Below are 17,594 nucleotides of genomic sequence, written 5' to 3' on the forward strand. Positions count from 1 at the left end.
GGAACTGCCATGAATGCTGTATCCGCCCCCGATCCCGTCAATATGCTGCTTGACGTCAACGGCATCGAAGTCATCTACAACCACGTCATCCTGGTGTTGAAAGGGGTGTCGCTGCAAGTGCCCGAGGGGCACATCGTGGCGCTGCTGGGCGCCAACGGCGCGGGCAAGACCACCACGCTGCGCGCGGTGTCCAACTTGCTGAAGGGCGAACGCGGCGACGTCACCAAGGGCTATATTGAATTTCGCGGCCAACGTATCGAACGCCTGTCGCCGGCAGAGCTGGTGCGGCGCGGCGTGGTGCAGGTCATGGAAGGGCGGCATTGCTTCGCCCACCTGACCATCGAAGAAAACCTGCTTACCGGGGCCTACACCCGCAACCTGAACCGCGGCGACATGGCCGCCGCGCTCGACCGCGTTTATCAGTATTTTCCGCGCCTGAAGCAGCGGCGCACCAGCCAGGCCGGCTATACCTCGGGCGGCGAACAGCAGATGACGGCCATCGGCCGGGCTTTGATGGCCAACCCCAACATGATTCTGCTCGACGAGCCCTCGATGGGGCTGGCGCCGCAGATTGTCGAAGAAATCTTCGAGATCGTGCGCGATCTGAACCAGCGCGAGCGCGTGAGTTTCCTGCTGGCTGAACAGAACACCAACATTGCGTTGCGCTATGCCGACTACGGCTACATCCTGGAAAACGGGCGCGTCATGATGGACGGCGCTGCGCACGACCTGGCGCGCAACGAAGACGTGAAAGAGTTCTACCTGGGAATATCCAGCGGCGAACGCAAGAGCTTCCGCGACAACAAGTTCTACCGGCGGCGCAAGCGCTGGCTGGCTTGATTCGCCATTGGCCCAATCCCAACGGCACACCGAAGAGTGCGATCCCATGCCTGCGTTTTTTGATGCACTGGAAACCCGCGCGCCCGAGCAGCGCGAACGCGACCTGATGGCCGCGCTGCCCGCCACGATAGCGCGCGCCATGGCGGGCGCTCCGGCCGTGGGCGAACAATTGCACGGTATCGATCCGCGCGGGGTCGATAGCCGCGAGGCGCTGGCCCGCCTGCCTGTTCTGCGCAAGCACGAACTGCTCGAGCGCCAGCAGCGCAGCCGAGGCGGCAGCGGCCCGGCGGGGGCAGCCAAGGCCTTCGGAGGCTTCTCCACCATCGGTTGGGGCCAGGCCGTGCGCGTGTTTGCATCGCCCGGCCCCATCTACGAGCCCGAGAGCGGGCGCGCCGATTACTGGCGCTTTGCGCGCGCCCTGTATGCGGCGGGCTTCCGGCCCGGCGAACTGGCCTACAACTGTTTTTCGTACCACTTCACGCCGGCAGGGTCGATGATGGAGACTGCCGCGCACGCCGTAGGCTGCACCGTGTTCCCGGGAGGCACCGGCCAGACCGAGCAGCAGGTGCGCGCCATTGCCGACCTGGCGCCGTCGGGCTACACCGGCACTCCCAGTTTCCTGAAGATCATCCTGGAAAAGGCCGATGAACTGGGCGTGCCGCTGCCCTCGTTGAGGCGCGCCCTGGTGTCGGGTGAAGCGTTTCCGCCGTCCCTACGCGACTGGCTGGCCGCGCGCGGCATAGCCGGATATCAGGCCTACGGCAGCGCCGACCTGGGCATGATTGCATTTGAAACCGACGCGCGCGAAGGCCTCGTGGTCGGGGAAGACATCATCCTCGAAATCGTGCGGCCCGGCACGGGCATTCCGGTTCCCGACGGTGAGGTCGGAGAAGTGGTGGTCACGACATTGAACCCCGACTACCCGCTGGTGCGGTTTGGCACCGGCGACTTGTCGGCGATCCTGCCGGGCGTCTCACCCTGCGGCCGTACGAACATCCGCATCAAGGGGTGGATGGGGCGCGCCGACCAGACCACCAAAGTGCGCGGCATGTTCGTGCACCCGTCTCAAGTGGCCGAAGTGTTGGCGCGGCATCCGGAAATCCAGCGGGCGCGCCTGGTCGTCAGCGGCCAGACGGGCTCCGACCGCATGGTGCTGCAGGTCGAAGCGGCCACGCAGTCCGACGCGCTGTCCGCGCGCATCGCCGAGTCCGTGCGTGACATCACGAAACTTCGGGCCGACGTGCAGTGGGTGCCCGACGGCGCCTTGCCGAATGACGGCAAGGTCATCGACGACGTCAGATCCTACGAGTAGCAGGGCCGGCGGGCGAGCGCCTCACGCCAGCCCGTTATAGGCCAGTCTCAGCGCGAGCGCGCCCATGACGGCGGCAATGAAGCCGTCGAGCACGCGCCATGCATGCGGATTGGCGAACCAGGGCGCGAACAGGCGCGACCCCAGCCCCAGGGCGGCAAGCCATACGAGGCTGGCGGTGAGGGCGCCGGCGCCGAATGCCAGTCGGGCCTGGTCGAACCCGTGGGCCAGCGAGCCCACCACCATGATGTCGAGCCAGAAGTGCGGATTCAGCAGGGTGAAGCCAGCCGCGCCGAGCAGGGCGGCCCGGCGTGAAGGCACGGCTTCGCGGGCAGCCACGAGGCCGGTTCGGGGCCGTAGTGCGCGGCGTGCCGACTGCACGGCATACCACGCCAGGAAGGCCACGCCGAACCACAGAATGCCCCGGGTCAGGCCGGGAAACCAGGCCGTCACGGCCTGCAGGCCCCATACGCTGGCGAAAATGAATACGGCATCCAGTGCTGCGCAGAGCGCCAGCACGCTGAGCAGGTGTGCGCGCATCAGCCCCTGACGCAGGATGAATGCGCTTTGTGCGCCCACGACGGCGAACAGCCCCAGGCCGGTGGCGGTGCCGCTGGCCCAGGCGGTCAACAAGGCGGGTAGCGAGACGGCGGTAAACATGGTGTTGCGGTCCAGATAACAAGGCCGCGGCAGATCCGCCGCGGCTGGATCCATATTCTGGGTTGTCACGGCGATTAAATACAGCTAATTTCATTTAACCAGCTTAAGTAATGCTTAATCATGAATCTTGATCACGGCAACTTGCGTGCGTTGGCGGCAGTGGTGCGCGAAGGAAGTTTCGAACGCGCCGCCGCGGCACTGCATGTCACTCCCTCGGCGGTTTCCCAGCGCATCAAGTCGCTTGAAGCGCGAATGGGACGCCTGCTGGTGCAACGCTCGGTGCCGGTGGTGCCAACGGCCGACGGGCAGGTGCTCGTGCAACTGGCGGAACAGACGGCTCTGCTCGAGCATGACGCGCTCGACCGGCTGGGGTTGCAGGGCGAGGCCGTGGCGCACGCCAGCATTGCCGTGGCGGTCAACCACGATAGTCTGGAAACCTGGTTCATGGACGCAGCCCGGCTGTTCGCCGCCCGCACCCGGGCCACACTGGATCTGCAGTCAGAAGACCAGGACCACACCGCGTCGCTGCTGCGCAATGGTTCGGTGCTGGGCGCGGTGACCGCGCTGGGCGATCCGGTGCAGGGCTGCCGCATTCATGCACTGGGAAGCATGCGTTATGTGGCCACATGCACCCCCGAGTTTCACGCCAGGTATTTTTCGCAGGGCGTCAATGCGCGTACGCTGGCCAGCGCGCCAGTGCTGGTGTTCAATCGCAAAGATGCGCTGCAGGCGCGATTCGCGCGCAAAGTCATGGGCGCCAGGCCCTGGCAGCCCCCCGTATGGTGGCTGCCCTCGTCGCGCGCTTTTGTGCAGGCGACGCTGGACGGCCTGGGCTGGACCATGAACCCCTTGCCGTTGATCAAGACCGAGCTGGAATCCGGCCGCCTCGTGCCGCTGCGCGCCCGGGCAACGGAAGACGTGCCGCTTTTCTGGCAACACTGGCGGGTAAACTCACAGGCCATGGAAGCCTTGACCCAGTCGGTCCTGGCAGCCGCCGGCAGCCTGGTCCGGCGGCGTTAACCCGTCGGCCCGACGCGGGCCGGCAGCATCGGAGGTGTCTCTCATGAAAATCCGTCATTGGGCGATGGCCGCGGCGCTTGGCCTGTGTTCCGTCACGGCGGCGTGGGCCAACGATTACAAGGTCGGCGAGATCGAGGTCGATGATCTGTGGATACGCGCCAGCGCCCCAGGCCAGGTGAATGGAGCCGGATACATGGAAATCGACAACGACGCCAAGACGGCTGACCGGCTGGTGTCCGTGGCATCCGACGCCGCCGAGCGCATCGAATTGCACACCGTTGAAACCGAGAACGGGGTGGCACGCATGCGGCACCTGCCCGAAGGCATTCCCGTTCCGGCCGATGGCGAGGTCAAGCTCGCGCCGGGCGGCTATCACGTGATGTTCCTGAACCTGAAGCAGCCATTCGCCGAAGGCGCCGAGGTACCGGCCACGCTGAAGTTCGAGCATGCCGGCGAAGTGGCCGTGAAGTTCAAGGTAAAGCCCATCGGGCACCATGCCGGCATGCAGCACGGCGCGATGAAGCATTAAGCCCGAGCTGGCGTGCCGGGCAGGCATGCGCGGCGCGCCCACGGCGGGCAAAAAGTCGGCTATCCCGGCAACCCGCCGGCGCCGGGCGGCGCCAGGCTTTCGGCGTGCCGCCAGAGGCAGGGCTGCTGTTCGGCAACCCTTCCCGCGAACTCATCCACCTCATCGATCGGCTGCGATGGCGTCGCTTCGTGGCTGAGGCCCGAACCGCCGCGGCGGCATGAGGCCGGAGACGCAACCGCGGTCAGGCCTGCGCGGCGTAGTGGCGAGCACCGAACAGGGCGCTGCCGATGCGCACCTCGGTGGCCCCTTCTTCGATTGCGATCTCGAAATCGCCGCTCATTCCCATCGACAGGCGGTCGAGGCGTATACCGGGTATTGCCTGTTCCTGCATCTGGTCGCGCAGCAGCCGCAAGGCGCGGAAGCAGGCACGCACGGCGTCGGTGTCTTCGGACTGTACCGCCATTGTCATGAACCCCTGGACCCGCAGGGCAGGGCATTCCCGGGCCAGGGTGCGCAGAAAGTCAAGCACGGCCTGCATGTCCAGGCCGTGCTTGCTGGGCTCGGGCGAAGTCTTCACCTGCACCAGCACGTCCAGCTGCCGGCCGGCGGCGTCCAGGCGGCGCTGTAGCGCGTGCGCGAGGTCCAGACGATCCAGCGACTGGACTTCGGCCGCGTCGCGCGCCGCGTCCTTGGCCTTGTTGGTCTGCAGATGGCCGATCATCACCCAGTCGATGCCCAGGTCGGCCAATTCTGGGGCTTTCTGGCGAATCTCCTGCGTCTTGTTTTCGCCGAACCGGCGCAGGCCCAGGGCGGCGGCCTCGCGTACCAACGCCGGGCCGAATGTCTTGCTCACCGGCAACAGCGCCACGCTTCCGGGAGCGCGGCCTGCGCGCGTGCAGGCGGCGTCGATTCGCTGCCGCAGCCCGGCCAGGCGGGCTGCCATCGTGTCTTCAGATCGCATGCTTGTTGGGGAATCCAGACAAAAAACCTCATCATAATCGGGCCGCTTGCGCGCGGCCTGCGCACGACGAGGCATCCGCGTTGACCGTCCTGGGGGCCGGGCATAGAATCAATCGGCATTTGCTTATCGCTGCCGCTGCTTCGCCGGTGCCCGGCCAGGCGCCGCGCCGATGTATCCCCCCTCTTGCCGGCCCCGCCCACACCATGTCCACCGCAGCACCTCGCTACGCTTTCGCAGCACCCTTCCAGACTCCCGCCACGTCGCCCATCCGCTCGTTGATGGCCTACGCCACACAGCCCGGCAACATATCCCTGGCCGGCGGGTATCCGGCCCAGGAACTGTTTGATATCGAAGGCATGGCCACGGCGTCCAACCAGGTGCTGGCACGACTTGGTGGCTGCCTGCAGTATTCCAACATCGACGGGCAGGCCAGCCTGAGGGCCGAACTGGCGCGTCTGACCGCCGAGCGCGGCCTGGTGTGCGACCCGGACACCGAGCTCGCGGTCACCGGCGGATCGCAACAGGCGCTGGCGCTCATCAGCCGCGTCATGCTGCAGCCGGGCGACCACGCCTTCATCGAAAGCCCGGCATTTCCAAATTCCGTCAACGCGCTGCGCTATACGGGCGCCACGGTCCACCCCGTGGCCTCAGGGCCGCAAGGTATCGATATCGACGCGCTCGATACCTTGGCGGCGCGCCACAAGCCCAAGATCGTCTGCGTGGTGGCGTCGTTCTCCAACCCGTGCGGCGCAACCCTCAGCCGCGAGCGGCGGCTGCGGCTGCTCGAACTGGCGGTCAAGCACCAGTTTCTGATCGTCGAAGACGACCCGTACGGCGAACTGCGCTTCTCCGGCGAGCGGGTGCCGCCCATTGCGGCGCTGGCCCAGGGCGAGGCCCGGCACTGGGCCGCTTATATCTCCACCATGTCCAAGACCATGGCGCCCGCGTTGCGCATCGGCTGGCTGGTGGCGCCGGCAGAAGTGCGCCGGCGTTGCGTCGCGGCCAAGGCATCCGATGACATGGCGTCTTCGGCCTGGATCCAGGAAATCGTTGCGCAATACCTGGCCAACGGCCGCTACGCGCAGCACGTTCCGCGCATCCGCGCTGCCTATGGCGCGCGCTGCGATGCCCTGGCCCAGGCGCTGCACCGATACCTGGACGGCCGCATTACCTTCAGCCCACCCGAAGGCGGCATGTTTTTCTGGGCCCGGCTGAACGCGCAGGTCGACGCGACGCGCCTGCTGCCTTACGCCATCGAGCAAGGCGTGGTCTATGTACCGGGCAAGGCGTTCTATGCCGATCCAGAGCAGGCCGATCTGCACGCCATGCGCATGTCGTTTGCCACCATGAACGAAGAGCAGATCACCCAGGGCATCGAACGACTGGCCCGCGCGCTGGACGCCTGTGAGGCCAACGCGCCGGTGTCGGTGTCGCTGGCGGCCTGAACGGCGCCGCGCCGGCCGGCGACGCTGCGCTTGCGGGCCGAAGCGGGGCGCATGGGCGCGACTAGCGCTTGCGCCGGTAAAGCAGCGAGATTTTCGCGAACGCCACCTGCAGCTCGCGCGTACCGCCCTGGAAAACCACGGGGCGCCCCCTTTGTGTGAACACCACCAGGCGCTTGGAAAACAGCAGCGGCACGAACTTGGCGAAGTGGATCTCGTGCCAGGCCACTTCGCGCCGGGTGATCCACGTCTGGCGCAGGCCGGTCTCGTCTATGGTGGTGACGGACTTCTGCATATACCACGACACCAGAACCAGCCCCAGGAAGCACAACACCACGGTCAGGGCCAGGACGTTGTTGACCTGGCCGGGCGGCAGCCGTATGGCCGATGCCATGATCTGCACGCCGATGATGGCCAGGATGATCCAGGCCAGGATGCGCACCCAGTCGGGCCACGCCTGTCCGGTGAGGGGTAGCGGGCCGATCTCGCGCAGCAGCGCATCGCGTTCGTCGGGGGTGGGGCCAGGGAAAAGAGATGTCATCACGAACGGTTCCAGTAACGCGGCGCCAGACGGCCAGTGTGGGCCGGGCCGTGCAACGCGCATTCTACGCTGGCTGCGGCCGCCGCTGCGCCCCGGCGCGGGCGCGGTCCAGGGCGGGGTCCACGCGATGCCATGGCAGCCGGCAGCATAGTCGCGGCAGGGCGTGCTCACATGTGAGAGCGCAGCGGTCTTGGGCCACACCCCGGCCAAGCGCTCACGCGGCGCGTTTGGCCGCCACCGCGTTGCCTGCCCGGCTGCCGCTCTTGCGGTTCAGGTGACCGGACATCCACTGGCCAATGTCGACTACCGCGTCGAAATCGATGCCGGTGTCGATATCCAGCCCGCGCAGCATGTACAGCACGTCTTCGGTCGCCACGTTGCCGGTCGCGCCCTTGGCATACGGGCATCCGCCCAGCCCCGCCACCGAGGTGTGGAAGATCCCGATGCCGACTTCGAGCGCCGCCAGGATGTTGGCCAGAGCCTGGCCATACGTATCGTGGAAATGGCCCGCCACGCGCTGCGGGTCGATCACTTGCGACACCGCGGACATCACGTCGCGCACGCGCTGCGGGGTGCCCACGCCTATCGTGTCGGCGACATCGATCTCGTCACAGCCCAGGTCGACGTAGCGGCGGGCCACGTCAACGACGGCCGAAACCGGCACCTCGCCCTGATAGGGGCATCCCAGTGCGCAGCTGAGGCTGCCGCGCAGGCGCAGTCCGGCGTCGCGGGCGGCCTGCGCAACGGGTTCGAAGCGTGCTATCGATTCGGCGATGGAGCAATTGATGTTCCGCTGCGAAAATGCTTCGCTGGCCGCGCCGAAAATCACGACCTCGTCGGCCTTGGCAGCGATGGCGGCTTCGAGGCCTTTCATATTGGGTGTGAGCACCGAATAGATGACGCCGGGCTTGCGCTGGATGCGTGCCATGACGTCGGCAGCATCCGCCATCTGCGGCACCCACTTGGGCGACACGAACGAAGTGGCTTCGATGTTCGGAAAGCCGGCCGCGGTGAGCCGATCGACCAGTTCCACCTTGACATCGGTAGAGATGGGTTCTTTTTCGTTCTGCAGGCCGTCGCGAGGCGAAACCTCGACGATCTTGACGCGGGAGGGCAGCGGCATGTCTCTTCCTGTGTGGTCTGAAGCGCGCGCCCGGACGGACGCGGTGCTGCGTCAATCATAATCGCAGCGGGGGCTATTTCAGGCGCTGGAACCGGCCGCCCTCCAGCCGCGCGACGCGGCCGTCGAGTTCAAGTTGCAGCAATTGCGCATTCAGCGCCGCGATGTCCAGCCCCGAACGCGCCTGCAGGGCATCGAGATGCAGCGGATCGTGGCCCAGCGCGCGCAGCACGGGCGGCTCGGGCGCCGTGGGCGTCTCGGCACGCACGCCGGCCGTTGCGCCGCGCGCCGGGGTGGCTGCGCCGCCGAGCTCGTCGGTAATGTCCTGGGCGGTTTCGACCAGTTTGGCTCCCTGGCGGATCAGGGCATGGCAGCCGCGCGACAGCGGCGAATGAATCGAACCGGGTATGGCGAAGACTTCGCGCCCGCTTTCCCCAGCCAGCCGCGCGGTGATCAGCGAGCCGCTCTGGCGTGCCGCTTCCACCACCAGCACGCCTCGCGCAAGGCCGGCCACCAGGCGGTTGCGGCGCGGAAAATGATGGGGCAGGGCGCCCATGCCAAGTGGCAGTTCGGACACCAGCGCTCCGTGCGCGGCGATCTGGTGGGCCAGTTCGCGGTGGCGCGCCGGGTAGACGCGGTCGATGCCGGTGCCCATGACGGCCACCGTGCCGGCGCCCTGAGGCCCGGCCAGCAGCGCGCCTTCGTGGGCGGCTGCGTCGATTCCGAGCGCCAGGCCGCTGACGACGCACCAGCCATGGCCGGCCAGATGGCGGGCAAACGCGCGCGCGTTTTCGCAGCCGCCGGGCGTGGCGTTGCGAGCCCCCACCACGGCCAGGGCAGGCTGGTTCAGCCGGGACGGGTCACCCGTGACGTACAGCACGATGGGCGGATCAGCCGTGGTCAGCAGGCTCTGCGGATACGCCGGATCGGCCAGCGTCAGCACGTGGTGGCCGGGCTGCTCGGCCCACTGCAGGCTGTGTTCGATTTGCGCTTGCATACCCGCGGACGCAGGCGCCGCCAGCTGGCGCGCCAGGTCTTGCGGCACGTGGCGGGCAAGTGCCGCTGCGCCCAGGGCATAGATGTGTTCGGGCAGGCCCAGCGCGGACAGCAACGGGTAGGCCGTGGCTGGGCCCAACCCGGGTTCCAGGGTCAGGCGCAGCCAGGCGGACAATTCGTCTGCGGAATGGGTAAGCGGCATGGTTCACATCGGGCCTGGCAAAGGGATGCGCTAGTGTCGCATGGGGCTTTCCGGGCGCGGCGCCGGTGTGGGCATTTCCGTCCCCTTTATGGCGCCGCCAATGCCCGCGTTAGCCGGAATCTATTAGAAATCAAGCCTCTAATGAATTATTATTACAGTCTTAGCTGAACTCCAGCCCCAATTTCCAAGTACGCCATGGCTTTGCTCCCCATCCTTCATTATCCCGATCCGCGCCTGCACAAAAAGGCCCAGCCGGTCGCGGTAGTGGACGACCGCATCCGCCAGCTGGTGCGCGACATGGCCGACACCATGTACGAAGCACCGGGGGTGGGCCTGGCCGCCACGCAGGTCGACGTGCATGAACGCGTCGTCGTCATTGACGTGTCCGAAGACGGCAACGACCTGCGCGTGCTGATCAATCCGGAAATCACCTGGAAAAGCGAAGAGCGGCAGACCTACGAAGAAGGCTGCCTCTCGGTACCTGGTATTTACGATCAGGTCGAGCGCGCGGCCCGCATCCGCTATCGCGCGCTCGATATCGACGGCAAGCCGTACGAAGCCGAGGCCGATGGCCTGCTGGCGGTCTGCGTGCAGCATGAACTCGATCACCTCGACGGCAAAGTGTTCGTCGAATACCTGTCGAACCTGAAGCAGAACCGCATCAAGACCAAGCTCAAGAAGGCCGAGCGCGAAGCGCTGCGGGCCTGATCCGATGCGCCTGGTTTTTGCCGGAACACCCGAGTTCGCACGGCTTGCCTTCGAGGCGCTGCTTGCGGCGGGCCACGATATTCCACTGGTGCTGACTCAGCCCGACCGGCCCGCCGGGCGCGGGCTCAAGCTCACGCCCAGCCCGGTCAAGCAGGCCGCGCTGGCCGCCGGCGTCCCCGTGGCGCAGCCGCGCAGCCTGCGGCTGGACGGCCGATATCCCGACGACGCCGCGCAGGCGCGGGCGCAGTTGCAGCAGGCCGCGCCCGAAGTCATGGTGGTGGCGGCGTATGGCCTGATCCTGCCCGACTGGACGCTGGCGCTGCCGCCGCGCGGCTGCCTGAACATCCATGCCAGCCTGTTGCCCCGGTGGCGCGGCGCGGCGCCCATTCAGCGCGCCATCGAGGCGGGCGACACCCAGACCGGCGTGACCATCATGCAGATGGACCAAGGCCTGGACACCGGCGACATGCTGCTCGAACACGCGGTGGCCATTGGCCCCGATGACACCGCGGCGCACCTGCACGACACTCTGGCGGCGGCGGGTGCGCAGGCCATTGTGCAGGCGCTCGAGGCGCTGGCCGCGGGCGGGCTGACGGCCCGGCCGCAGCCGGCCGAAGGTGTGACATACGCAGCCAAGCTCGACAAGTCCGAGGCGCCGCTCGATTGTTCGCAACCCGCCGCCGTGCTGGCGCGCCGGGTGCGCGCCTTCAATCCGGTGCCCGGCGCCACGCTGCGCCTGCCCGGGCTGGACGACCCTGTCAAAGTGTGGCGTGCCCAGCCGCTGGATGGTGCTGTGGCCGGAACCCCCGGCTCGGTGCTGCGCGCGGGCCCCGACGGCATCGACATTGCCACCGGCGAGGGCGTGTTGCGGCTGCTCGAGTTGCAAAAGGCCGGGGGCAAGCGCCAACCCGTCGATGTTTTCGTGCGAGGCTGGCAGCCCACGGCTTGAGCAACTGCCGGCGCCCCAATCGACGCGCCGCGCCGTGCGTGACGCGACGTGGCCCGGCCGGCTGTGCGCGTCAGCCCAGCAGCACGCCCGGCAACTCGGCTACCGACGCCACCAGGGCGTCGGGCGCATGGCCGCGCAGGGCATCCGCGTGGTTGTAGCCCCAAGCCACTGCGGCCACCTGAACGCCGGCCTTGCGCGCAGCATCGATGTCGCGCATTTCGTCGCCGACCAGCACGCAGCGTTGCGGCGGTACGCGGTGCCGGGCCAGTAACCGCTTCAGCTTGGCCGCCTTGCCGAACATGTCGGTGCCGCACTCGAAGTCGTCGAACCATTCGGTGCCGCGAACCCCCAGCACCCGTTGCACATTGGCGGCCGAATTCGAGCTGAGCAATACCAGGCGCAGTCCGGCGGCGCGCAGCTGCGTCAGGGCCTCGGGTATGCCGTCGAACAGCCGGACCTGGGGATCGACCTCGCGCATCAGATGACGGACGTGCGCCATGATAGACGGCATTTTCCACATGGGAATGCCCAGGATCTTCAGGATGTCCTGCGCCCCGCGGTGGCGCAGCTGCTCACGCTCGGCGGGGCCGACTTTGCGAAAGCCGTAACGGTCTGCGACGCCGTCCAGAACGGATTCGAACCAGGGCATGGTGTCGGCCAGCGTGCCGTCGAAATCGAACGCCGCCAGATCGTATTTCAAGCCGTGCCGTCCCTGGGATAAGCATCGCGGTCGGCGCGGCGGATCCAGTGCATGACCGGCGCCAGGGCCTCGATGGGGGGCGCGCTGTTGACCACGCGATGCGGATCGGTCCAGGGATAGGGCAAGGCAGTCAGCCAGGCGAAGACGGGCCCCGCGGTATCGGGGGGCAGGCTCAGCATGGTCTCGATCGTGATGGTCAGCCGCCGCGCCTGGTGCGGAGAGGGCTGGAATTCCCATTCGTAGCTGCCGCAACCGACGCGCACGCGGCCCGTGGATTTTTCGGCCATGCCCACAAACCAGTCACAGGTGTATTGGGACAGCACCGCGTCTTCGCCCGGGTGCGCCAGGTAAAACGTGAACACGTTCTCGTAGGTCTGGCCGAAGGTGCGGACCAGCGCCTCGGTAATGGCATCGCGGCCGCGGGCTTCGGGGGGAAACGCAATAGCCGGGGTGCGCAGCGTCATCTTCAACACCGCGTCACTGGAAAAGGCCCGCGCCATGTAGAGCGGGCGGTTTTCGTCCTTGGCGCGCAGGTAGTCGCGCATCAGGGCTGCCGTGGTAGTGGGTATGGCCGTGGCGGTGGGCATGGCGTATGCGGAGGACAGGGTTCAGTATCAGTGTTCGCCGCGATCTATCCATTTGGATACGGTTGGCGGCTGGTAGCGGGCGAAACGGTCCAGCAGTGCGGCCGGCTGGCTCTCAACAACAAGCATGGCGCGATGTTCCGCGCGCATGAATGATTCATCGACGGCGTGATCCAGGAATCCGGCCAGGTGGTCGTAGTAGCCCGCCACATTGAGCAGGCCGCACGGCTTCTGGTGCATGCCCAGCTGGGCCCAGGTCCAGGTCTCGAATATTTCTTCCAGTGTGCCGGCGCCGCCGGGCAGGGCCACGAAGGCGTCGGCACGTTCAGCCATCATGGTTTTGCGTTCGTGCATGGACTGCACCACGTGCAGTTCGGTCAGGCCGGCATGGCCGAGTTCTTTGCGCATGAGGGGTTCGGGTATCACGCCAATGACGCGGCCGCCCTCGGACATGACGGCGTCGGCAAGGATGCCCATGATGCCCACGCTGGCCCCGCCGTACACCAGGCCGATGTCCCGCCGCACCAGTTCGCGGGCCAGTTCCCGCGCGCTGTCCGCGTAGTCGGGAATCCGGCCGGGATTGGAACCGCAGTACACGCAAACGTTGTTCAGCTTCATCATGGTTCGACAGGCACCCGTTACAAATCACCGCGCCGCCGTGGCGGCATGAGTAACTAGTTTACGCAACTTGGCGTTGCATCCCCGCAGGGCGGACGTTCGAGCCGGCGTGGCCGCGCGCGGCGATGTGCCGGCCTGGCAGGGCACCGGGCGCCATCGCCCGGGATGGCAAGCGGCCGCGCGCATGCCATGCGGGTGAGCCTGGCGGCACAGCCGTGCCGTGCCCGGGTGGCTTCGACCGGATCGATCCTGCCGCGCAAGCCAGCTTTGGGGCGACGCCGGTCATGCCGCGCAGCTCCGGAGGCTGGCTCAGCCCCTAGGCAACGCTCACGGACCCATCGACGGCATCATTCCGCGCTTGCCGGGCTCAGATAGCGTCGCCGTACAGATCGTATTCGTCGGCACCGGTGACGCGCACGCGGATCAGGTCGCCCGCGCGCAGCTTGCGATCGGATTCGACAAAGACATTGCCGTCGATCTCCGGCGCGTCGGCGCTGGACCGCCCGACGATGCCCTCGTCGGACACTTCGTCGATCAGCACATCGATCTCACGTCCGATGCGCGTCTGCAGGCGCGCCGCCGAAATGGCCTGTTGATGCGCCATGAAGCGGTCCCAGCGGTCCTGCTTGACTTCGTCCGGGACGGCGCCGCCCAGCGCATTGGCGGGCGCGCCTTCCACGGGCGAATACTGGAAACAGCCCACGCGATCGAGCTGGGCCTCGCTCATCCAGTCGAGCAGGTACTGGAAATCTTCTTCGGTCTCGCCCGGGAAACCCACGATGAACGTCGAGCGCAGGGTCAGGTCGGGGCATTGTTCGCGCCAGCGTTTGATGCGCGCCAGGGTCTTGTCTTCGAAGGCCGGACGTTTCATGGCCTTGAGCACGCGCGGGCTGGCATGCTGGAACGGAATATCGAGATAGGGCAGGATCTTGCCCTGCGCCATCAGCGGGATGACCTCGTCGACGTGCGGGTAGGGGTAGACATAATGCAGGCGCGTCCACACGCCCAGTTCCGACAACGCCACGCACAGTTCGGTCATGCGCGTCTTGACGGGCCGGCCGTTCCAGAACCCGCTGCGGTATTTCAGGTCTACGCCGTAGGCGCTGGTGTCCTGCGATATGACCAGCAGTTCCTTGACGCCTGCCTTGACCAGGCGTTCGGCTTCGTTCAACACGTCGCCCACCGGACGGCTGACCAGGTCGCCGCGCATCGAAGGAATGATGCAGAAGCTGCAGCGATGGTTGCAGCCCTCGGAAATTTTCAGGTACGCGTAGTGGCGCGGCGTGAGCTTGATACCTTGCGGCGGCACCAGGTCGACGTACGGATCGTGATCGAGCCTGGGCGGGGCGGCGTCGTGCACCGCCCGCACGACTTGTTCATACTGCTGCGGGCCGGTCACGGCCAGCACGCTTGGGTGCACGTCGCGGATCACGGATTCTTCCACGCCCATGCAGCCCGTGACGATGACCTTGCCGTTCTCGGCCAGCGCTTCGCCGATGGCTTCCAGCGATTCGGCCTTTGCGCTGTCGATGAAGCCACAGGTGTTGACCACGACCACGTCGGCGTCGTTGTATTCGGGCGTGACCTGGTAGCCCTCGGTGCGCAGCTGCGTGAGGATGCGTTCGGAATCGACCAGGGCCTTGGGACAGCCCAGGCTGACGAAGCCGACGCGTGGCGCCCGGCCGCTGTCTCCGCCGGCCTTACCCGTGTCCACCCGGCCGGGGCCGTCAGTACCATTGCCGCGCGAAGCCGCGCCAGAGCCGTGGTCGGCGGACTTGCCCGGTCGGGATTTTTCCAGAGTTTCCAATCTAGTTCACCGTAGGTTCGCGCACTGCCCGGGGCGATGCGGCGGTAGTTCGTTCAATGCCGGCGGCGGGTCGCCCGGCGTATTCAAGAAATGGCCTGCGTTGCGATTTCACCGTGTGCCACGAACGCTGTACACCGCGCCTGGGCATCCCGCATCGGATGACGGGCATCATTCTGCAATGCGCCGGCGTGAAGCCTTGCCAGCGTCATTGCGCCCGACCGCTCCCGCGCACTGCGCCGGCCCAGGGTTCGCCGCAACGGGTTTCCGCCAAGGTGAAACACCGCTTGCGGCGGCCTGCGCGGTGCGTGGACGGTCATGGCAATACGGCGCCGTCCGGGTTGCTGCGCCGGCCGGGCCGCGCGGTTCTTGAAATCCCGATGCGCGCGAAGCGCGAACGGGTCTGCGGGATGGGCCGCCGCGTCGGATAACGGCGTCGGAGTAGCGCAAAATTATACGGCACCGCGCCCCCTCCAGCGGCTAGCCTCCGCGGCGGTACAGCGCCAGCGCCGCGGCCATGCCGACCAGGGCTCCGCCGCACAGGCGGTTCATCCAGCGCAGTCCGCCGCGCTTCAAAGACCGCATGATGCGCGCGCCCAGCACGGCATAGGCGAGCATGGCGGCCAGGTTCAGGATCGCCAGCACCGCCGCCAGAGCCAGGTATTGCGGCAGCAAAGGCGCGGCCGGCTGAATGAACTGCGGCAGGAATGCCGACATGAAAAGCAGTGCCTTGGGGTTGGTGGCCGCCACCATGAAGCTGCGCATGAACAGGGTGCGCGCGTCGGGCGTCGCGGCGCCGGCCAGGCCGGGCGGCGCCGCGGCGTCGGTGCGCAGCAGCCGCCATCCCAGATAAGCCAGGTACGCGGCGCCCGCCCACTTCAGCGCCTGGAACGCAGTTTCCGATGCCGCGAGCAGCACCCCCAGCCCCGACGCCACCACGGCCACGAGCATCATGTCGGCCAGCACGGCGCCGGCCATGCCCCAGCCGGCAGCCCGCAAGCCATGGTGCGAGCCGTTGTTCATGGCCAGCAGCACCGTAGGGCCGGGCGTGACGATGGTAATGCCCGAGGCCAGGGCGAACAGCAGCAGGGTGGCAAGCGTCATGGCGAGGCGGCGCGGCGGGGCGCGGGCAGGCGTGGTCGAGGCACCAGTCTGATGCGTCGGATCGGATTCGTCCAGTCAGCGGCTACCATAGCGGGGTTGCAATGTTGTGTGTCGCCATGGTCTCGCCTTCTGCTGTGCCCGATTCTCCCGCCGCTGCGCCCCCCCGGCCTGCGCTGTCTGCCATTCTGCAGGCGGCTGCCGGCGCCGTGCGCTCGGTGGACGAGGGACGTTCCCTCACCGAGGCGCTGGCCGCGGTGCCAGCCCCCTTGAGGCCGGCCGCCCAGGCGGTGTCGTTCCATGCCATGCGGCAACTGGGTTGGGCCGCGGCCATGGGCGCCAGGCTGGTGCAGCGCTCGCCCGGGCCGCTGTTCGACGCAATGCTGCGCGTGTCGCTGGCGCTGCTGCGCGTGTCGCCCCCGGACGATACGCCGGCGGCCGTCGACTCGGCCGTCATCCCCGGCTCGCCGGTGTATGCCCCGCATACCGTCGTCAACCAATCCGTCACGGCCGCCGCAGGCCTGAGGCAGCTGGCCCCGTATAAAGGGCTGCTCAATGCCTGCCTGCGCCGCTTCCTGCGCGAGCGCGCAGACCTCGAGGCCACGGTGGCCAGGCTGCCCGAGGCACGCTGGAATCATCCCGCCTGGTGGGTCGACGAACTGACCCGGGCATACCCCCGCGATTGGCAGTCCATCCTGGCGGCGGCCAATGTGCAGGCGCCCCTGACCCTGCGCGTGAACACCCGGCGGGCTTCACGCGAGCATGTCCGGCAGGCGTTCGGCGACGCCGGCATCGACTCGGTTCCGGTCGGGGCTTCGGGCCTGGTCGTGACACAACCCCGTCCGGTGACGCAGTTGCCGGGCTACGCCGAAGGCTGGTGGTCGGTGCAGGATGCCGCCGCGCAGCTGGCGGCCCCTCTGCTGGCGCCGCGCGATGGCGAGCGAGTCCTGGACGCCTGCGCCGCGCCCGGCGGCAAGACTGCCCATCTGCTCGAGCTTGCCGATCTCGAACTGCTTGCCCTCGACGCCGATGCGGCGCGCCTGGACCGGGTGCAACAGAACCTGGACCGCCTGGGGCTGCGATCCGGCTCGGTGACGGTGGCAGCGGCGGATGCCGCCGACCTGGATGCATGGTGGGACGGTCGCCCGTTCGATGCCGTGCTGGCCGACGTGCCCTGCACGGCATCGGGCATTGTGCGGCGCCACCCCGATATCCGCTGGCTGCGTCGGGCTCCCGACGTTGCCCGGACGGCTCGGCTGCAGGCCCGCCTGGTCGACGCCCTGTGGCGCACCGTGGCGCCAGGCGGCCGGCTGCTGTACGTGACCTGCTCGGTGTTCCCCTCTGAAGGGGCTCGCCAGGCCGATGCCTTCGCCGGGCGACACGCCGATGCGCGGCGGCTGGATGCGCCCGGACAATTGCTGCCAGTTGCGGTCGATGCAACACCCGAGGCGCAGCATGACGGCTTTTTCTACGCGTTGTTTGCCAAGCAGTCGTGAATCGCCAAGAATAG

General features: G+C 67.4%; 18 protein-coding genes. 8 read left to right on the forward strand and 10 right to left on the reverse strand.

What is annotated here, in order from left to right; genetic code table 11:
- The first annotated feature begins 9 nt into the window (after window positions 1–9).
- Both ACV17W_RS14685 and ACV17W_RS14690 read left to right on the forward strand, forming a co-directional pair.
- Window positions 10–840: an ABC transporter ATP-binding protein gene (locus ACV17W_RS14685; RefSeq protein ID WP_462593066.1), complete on the forward strand. Its 831-nt coding sequence runs from the start codon at window positions 10–12 to the stop codon at window positions 838–840.
- A gap of 46 nt (window positions 841–886) precedes the next feature.
- Window positions 887–2,152 (forward strand): phenylacetate--CoA ligase family protein, encoded by a 1,266-nt coding sequence (locus ACV17W_RS14690; protein WP_462593067.1) that lies wholly within the window; start codon window positions 887–889, stop codon window positions 2,150–2,152.
- 21 nt (window positions 2,153–2,173) lie between these two features.
- Here the strand turns inward: ACV17W_RS14690 and ACV17W_RS14695 are convergent, their stop codons facing one another.
- Complete coding sequence (locus ACV17W_RS14695) at window positions 2,174–2,809, reverse strand: LysE/ArgO family amino acid transporter (protein WP_462593068.1); 636 nt, start codon at window positions 2,807–2,809, stop codon at window positions 2,174–2,176.
- A 120-nt stretch (window positions 2,810–2,929) separates the two neighbouring features.
- On the opposite strand from ACV17W_RS14695, the gene ACV17W_RS14700 reads away from it, so the two are divergent.
- Entirely contained in the window at window positions 2,930–3,829 is a 900-nt protein-coding gene (locus ACV17W_RS14700; RefSeq protein WP_462593069.1) for a LysR family transcriptional regulator ArgP, read from the forward strand.
- 43 nt (window positions 3,830–3,872) lie between these two features.
- Complete coding sequence (locus ACV17W_RS14705; protein ID WP_462593070.1) at window positions 3,873–4,358, forward strand: copper chaperone PCu(A)C; 486 nt, start codon at window positions 3,873–3,875, stop codon at window positions 4,356–4,358.
- A 241-nt stretch (window positions 4,359–4,599) separates the two neighbouring features.
- Here ACV17W_RS14705 and ACV17W_RS14710 read toward each other — a convergent pair whose 3' ends face one another.
- Window positions 4,600–5,319 (reverse strand): YggS family pyridoxal phosphate-dependent enzyme, encoded by a 720-nt coding sequence (locus tag ACV17W_RS14710; RefSeq protein WP_462593071.1) that lies wholly within the window; start codon window positions 5,317–5,319, stop codon window positions 4,600–4,602.
- A gap of 203 nt (window positions 5,320–5,522) precedes the next feature.
- Between ACV17W_RS14710 and ACV17W_RS14715 the strand changes: the two genes are divergently transcribed.
- Complete coding sequence (locus tag ACV17W_RS14715) at window positions 5,523–6,764, forward strand: aminotransferase-like domain-containing protein (protein ID WP_462593072.1); 1,242 nt, start codon at window positions 5,523–5,525, stop codon at window positions 6,762–6,764.
- Between the two features lie 61 nt (window positions 6,765–6,825).
- Here ACV17W_RS14715 and ACV17W_RS14720 read toward each other — a convergent pair whose 3' ends face one another.
- The 3 genes from ACV17W_RS14720 to dprA all read right to left on the reverse strand — a co-directional run bounded on the left by ACV17W_RS14720 (window position 6,826) and on the right by dprA (window position 9,620).
- Complete coding sequence (locus ACV17W_RS14720) at window positions 6,826–7,302, reverse strand: hypothetical protein (protein ID WP_462596562.1); 477 nt, start codon at window positions 7,300–7,302, stop codon at window positions 6,826–6,828.
- A gap of 214 nt (window positions 7,303–7,516) precedes the next feature.
- Entirely contained in the window at window positions 7,517–8,425 is a 909-nt protein-coding gene (locus ACV17W_RS14725) for a hydroxymethylglutaryl-CoA lyase (RefSeq protein WP_462593073.1), read from the reverse strand.
- Between the two features lie 73 nt (window positions 8,426–8,498).
- On the reverse strand, window positions 8,499–9,620 hold the full coding sequence (gene dprA, locus ACV17W_RS14730; RefSeq protein ID WP_462593074.1) for a DNA-processing protein DprA: 1,122 nt from the start codon (window positions 9,618–9,620) through the stop codon (window positions 8,499–8,501).
- A 195-nt stretch (window positions 9,621–9,815) separates the two neighbouring features.
- Here dprA and def point away from each other — a divergent pair, with 195 nt between their 5' ends.
- Both def and fmt read left to right on the forward strand, forming a co-directional pair.
- Window positions 9,816–10,328: a peptide deformylase gene (def, locus tag ACV17W_RS14735; RefSeq protein ID WP_462593075.1), complete on the forward strand. Its 513-nt coding sequence runs from the start codon at window positions 9,816–9,818 to the stop codon at window positions 10,326–10,328.
- A 4-nt stretch (window positions 10,329–10,332) separates the two neighbouring features.
- On the forward strand, window positions 10,333–11,277 hold the full coding sequence (fmt, locus tag ACV17W_RS14740) for a methionyl-tRNA formyltransferase (protein WP_462593076.1): 945 nt from the start codon (window positions 10,333–10,335) through the stop codon (window positions 11,275–11,277).
- Between the two features lie 70 nt (window positions 11,278–11,347).
- Here fmt and ACV17W_RS14745 read toward each other — a convergent pair whose 3' ends face one another.
- From ACV17W_RS14745 to ACV17W_RS14765, 5 genes are all read right to left on the reverse strand, one after another.
- A complete protein-coding gene (locus tag ACV17W_RS14745) occupies window positions 11,348–11,977 on the reverse strand; it encodes an HAD-IA family hydrolase (protein ID WP_462593077.1) in 630 nt (209 codons plus the stop codon).
- The gene (locus ACV17W_RS14750) at window positions 11,974–12,564 is read right to left on the reverse strand and encodes a hypothetical protein (RefSeq protein WP_462593078.1); all 591 of its coding nucleotides are present in this window, start codon (window positions 12,562–12,564) and stop codon (window positions 11,974–11,976) included. Before ACV17W_RS14750 ends, ACV17W_RS14745 begins: the two co-directional genes overlap by 4 nt.
- A gap of 27 nt (window positions 12,565–12,591) precedes the next feature.
- The gene (locus ACV17W_RS14755) at window positions 12,592–13,179 is read right to left on the reverse strand and encodes an LOG family protein (RefSeq protein WP_462596563.1); all 588 of its coding nucleotides are present in this window, start codon (window positions 13,177–13,179) and stop codon (window positions 12,592–12,594) included.
- 367 nt (window positions 13,180–13,546) lie between these two features.
- Window positions 13,547–14,893, reverse strand: a complete 1,347-nt coding sequence (gene rimO, locus ACV17W_RS14760; RefSeq protein ID WP_462596564.1) for a 30S ribosomal protein S12 methylthiotransferase RimO — start codon at window positions 14,891–14,893, stop codon at window positions 13,547–13,549.
- Between the two features lie 570 nt (window positions 14,894–15,463).
- Complete coding sequence (locus tag ACV17W_RS14765; protein ID WP_462593079.1) at window positions 15,464–16,087, reverse strand: LysE family translocator; 624 nt, start codon at window positions 16,085–16,087, stop codon at window positions 15,464–15,466.
- A 116-nt stretch (window positions 16,088–16,203) separates the two neighbouring features.
- On the opposite strand from ACV17W_RS14765, the gene rsmB reads away from it, so the two are divergent.
- On the forward strand, window positions 16,204–17,580 hold the full coding sequence (rsmB, locus tag ACV17W_RS14770; protein WP_462593080.1) for a 16S rRNA (cytosine(967)-C(5))-methyltransferase RsmB: 1,377 nt from the start codon (window positions 16,204–16,206) through the stop codon (window positions 17,578–17,580).
- Window positions 17,581–17,594 lie beyond the last annotated feature (14 nt).

The sequence above is a fragment of the Bordetella sp. MIP270_01_BMS genome, assembly GCF_054958705.1.